At 64.4% G+C, this 3,136-nt stretch carries 3 protein-coding genes; 2 read left to right on the plus strand and 1 reads right to left on the minus strand.

Features of this window, described 5'->3' with window-relative positions:
- Both AC1D0I_RS32340 and AC1D0I_RS32345 read left to right on the plus strand, forming a co-directional pair.
- Positions 1 to 194: hypothetical protein (locus tag AC1D0I_RS32340; RefSeq protein ID WP_477400148.1), on the plus strand; the 194-nt coding region annotated here is incomplete at its 5' end.
- Positions 195 to 374: 180 nt separating this feature from the next.
- The gene (locus AC1D0I_RS32345) at positions 375 to 593 is read left to right on the plus strand and encodes a hypothetical protein (RefSeq protein ID WP_477228683.1); all 219 of its coding nucleotides are present in this window, start codon (positions 375 to 377) and stop codon (positions 591 to 593) included.
- Between the two features lie 331 nt (positions 594 to 924).
- On the opposite strand, the gene AC1D0I_RS32350 is transcribed toward AC1D0I_RS32345, so the two are convergent.
- Positions 925 to 3,136: molybdopterin cofactor-binding domain-containing protein (locus tag AC1D0I_RS32350; protein ID WP_477400149.1), on the minus strand; the 2,212-nt coding region annotated here is incomplete at its 5' end.

Below are 3,136 nucleotides of genomic sequence, written 5' to 3' on the forward strand. Positions count from 1 at the left end.
TCGCTGTCCATGGCCACCCGGAGGCGATGAGCGATATGCAGATGATTGCGTGGTGCGAGACAACACGAAGCGGCGCCGCGCTAACTGCCTGCGTCATCGAGAACGAGGATCTTTGGCTGACGATAAGCACAGGCGTGAACGGCCGCTGCCTTTGGCTGCCGAGTAGTCCTGCGGTTGATCTCACGGGTTATTGAGGATGATCCGGCGGTGCCATTTCGAGAGCATCTATCAATCCGAGGCGGTCGCCTCCGGCACCGCGCTTGGACGGCGGGCGACACGACATGCCGCGCCGAGCGGCGTCTCGCTGCCCAGGCGCCTTTCGAACAATGGCGATGTCTCGGCGCGGTATGTCGTGGAGGCCGCGCGGACGGGTGATGCGGCGGCTCGCCAACTGGTCGAGGCCGAAGCCAAGTGGCTCCGCATACCTCTTGCATCTCTATTCGCCCGACCTGATCGTGATGGGCGGCGGCCTTTCCAACGGCTTCGACCTCCTGGCGCCGACGATCCGGGCGACCGTCGAGGAGCGCGCCATGCAAACCTATCGCGACGTGCCGATCGTGCGGGCCGATCTCGCCGCCTGGCTCGCCAAATAGTCACCTCGCTATCCGCGCCTGACAGGCTGGGCCGAGGATGCCACCGCATAGCCCTGACCTTCTTCAGGCTGCCAAGACAGCACCATCTGCCTTTGATGCAGCCAGGATCGCTTGTCACACAGCAGAACCTGAGCCGTCTCGAAATCGATGACCGGCCCACGAAGGCTGTGGCGTCCAAAGCGAGTTTCGGCAGGCGGCCGGATGGTTGTCGTCTTGCGCGACTGACGAGAACGGCACAGGCGTGATGCGTGCCCCGAGCGGTGGGAACACCATCTCCCCCGGCCGTTTCGGCGGGAACGTTGGTGTTTGGGCATGTGATATTTCCGTTGGTTCAATGATGAGCGGATCGGAGGGCGGCGAGTGAGTCCGGGATGGCTTGCCAGTCGGGTTTGCCGGGTGCGAAACGCGCCCTTAGATAGCCCACGAGGTCAACCAGATCGGCATCATGCAGCACGCCGCCGAAGGCCGGCATCGCCATGACGCCGAAATCACCCGCGTCTGTCCTGAGCGGCGAGGCTGCCGGCGCGAACACGCCTTCCAGGACGGCATGGAGCAGATTGTCCGGCGCGTCGGCATGCAGATTGGTGTTAAGGGCAAGCGACGTGATGGGCGACGTTTCCGAGTGACAAGTCTCGCAAGCGCCGGCAAACAGGCGCGCACCCCGAGGAAAAGCCACTGCCGCGTCCGGTGCGGCCAAATTTGCGGCGGCGATGATGCTCTGGACCGACGCGCCAGTCGCCGACGTTTGACCGCCAACGTTGAAGCTCGCGAGGTAGACCGCCATCGCTCTGATGTCCGCATCCGGAAGCGGTGCCATCGAATCGATCACATGAGCCATYGGCCCTCCCGCCGCTCCGTGCGCGGCGGAATGCCCGGTCCGCAGATAATCGTAGAAAGCCCTTTCGTTCCAGGTTACGGGCGAAAAGGATTTCGCCGTAAGCGCATGCGCGTACCAGCCGTCTGCGGCGCCACCAGCAAGATGCATTGACCCCTTGATCTCTCCGCCGATGGCATTGCGCGGCGAATGGCAGGCGCTGCAGTGGCCAAGCCCTTCCACCAGTTCCGCGCCCCGGTTCCACGCGGTATCGCGGGTGGGATCAGCCGGTGCCGGCGACGACGACAGGAAAAGCGCGTTCCACCCGGCCATTAATGGCCGCATGCCAAAGGGAAAACGCAGCTGTGTTTGCGGTGCTTTCGCCGCTGTCGCCGGCTGGGCCATCAGATAGGCATAGAGCGCCTCGAGATCGGCTTCGCTTGTTTTGGCAAAGGATGTGTAAGGATGTGCCGGATAGAGGTGATGTCCGTCGCGGGCGACGCCCTGGCGCATCGCCCGGGCGAAAGCCGGATAGGACCAACTGCCAATGCCGGCCGCTTCATCCGGGGTGATGTTGGTGGCGTAGACGATACCGAAAGGGGTTTCGAGAGCCCTACCCCCCGCGAACGGCCTGCCGCCGGCGCCGACATGGCAGACGTTGCAGGCGCCCACCGCAGCCGCCAGTCGGCCACGCTCGATCGTCGCAGGCGAAAAGACGTCGGGCAGCGGACGCACCACCGGGGCTATGGCCGCATTGAATGGAAAAATCCCCGCGCCGAGGGCGACGGCGCCGGAAAGGGCGCCGGCGAGTGGCCAGGCGAACCTCAGACTCGAACGTTTGGCCGTTCGCCTGTTTTCGTTCGATGGCGGCGGGGTCGGCAGCGGATTCAAGGCAGCGCGCACGCGTTCCGGCGTCAGCGGCAGCTCGCGAAATCGCACGCCTGTGGCGTCGAAAACCGCGTTGGCAATGGCGGCCGCACTCGGCACCGAGGCGGACTCGCCGGCGCCCAGCGGCGGCTCGTCGGGGCGTGGAATCATCAGCACGTCGATGTCCGGCACCTCGGGAAAGCCGATGATCGGATAGGCGCCCCACTCAAGGGCGGCGACAGCGGTGGATGAGAAATTGACCTCTTCCTTGAGAACCCGGCTGGTCGACTGGATGACGTTGCCATGGATCTGGTGACGCACGCCGTCAGGGTTGATGACCGCGCCTGTGTCCTGCCCGCAGACCACTTTGGTCACGGCGATCTCGCCCGTCACCTTGTTCACCGCCACGTCGGCGACCCAAGCTGCCCAAGCCGCCGCCTTCCCGGGGAAAGGACCATGGACATAGACAGCATAAGCAAAGCCGCGCCCGTACAGAATGTCGCCCTCGTGGCCATGCGTGCCCGGCTTGATGTGGGGCTTCCATCCGGAGCGCTCGGCCACGGCTCGGACCAGATCGATCGCGCGCGGATCGGTGAGATAGCGCAGGCGGTATTCCACGGGATCGACTTGAGCCGCCGTAGCCAACTCGTCGATGAAGGATTCATGCGCAAAGCTGTTTGGGAGCGCCGAAACGCCACGAAACCACGAGGCGCGAGCCAGCGGCGGCATATCGTGGACAGTGACACGCAGATTGCCGAATGCGTAGGGAGGAACAGCTGTGCGATCTCCCATCAGCGCGACTTCGGGGACCGGCGAGACCTTTCCGGTCAGGATCAGCGGAAGGGTTGGTGCCAGATTGGAC

It is taken from the genome of Mesorhizobium sp. P2_D1 (assembly GCF_056404455.1).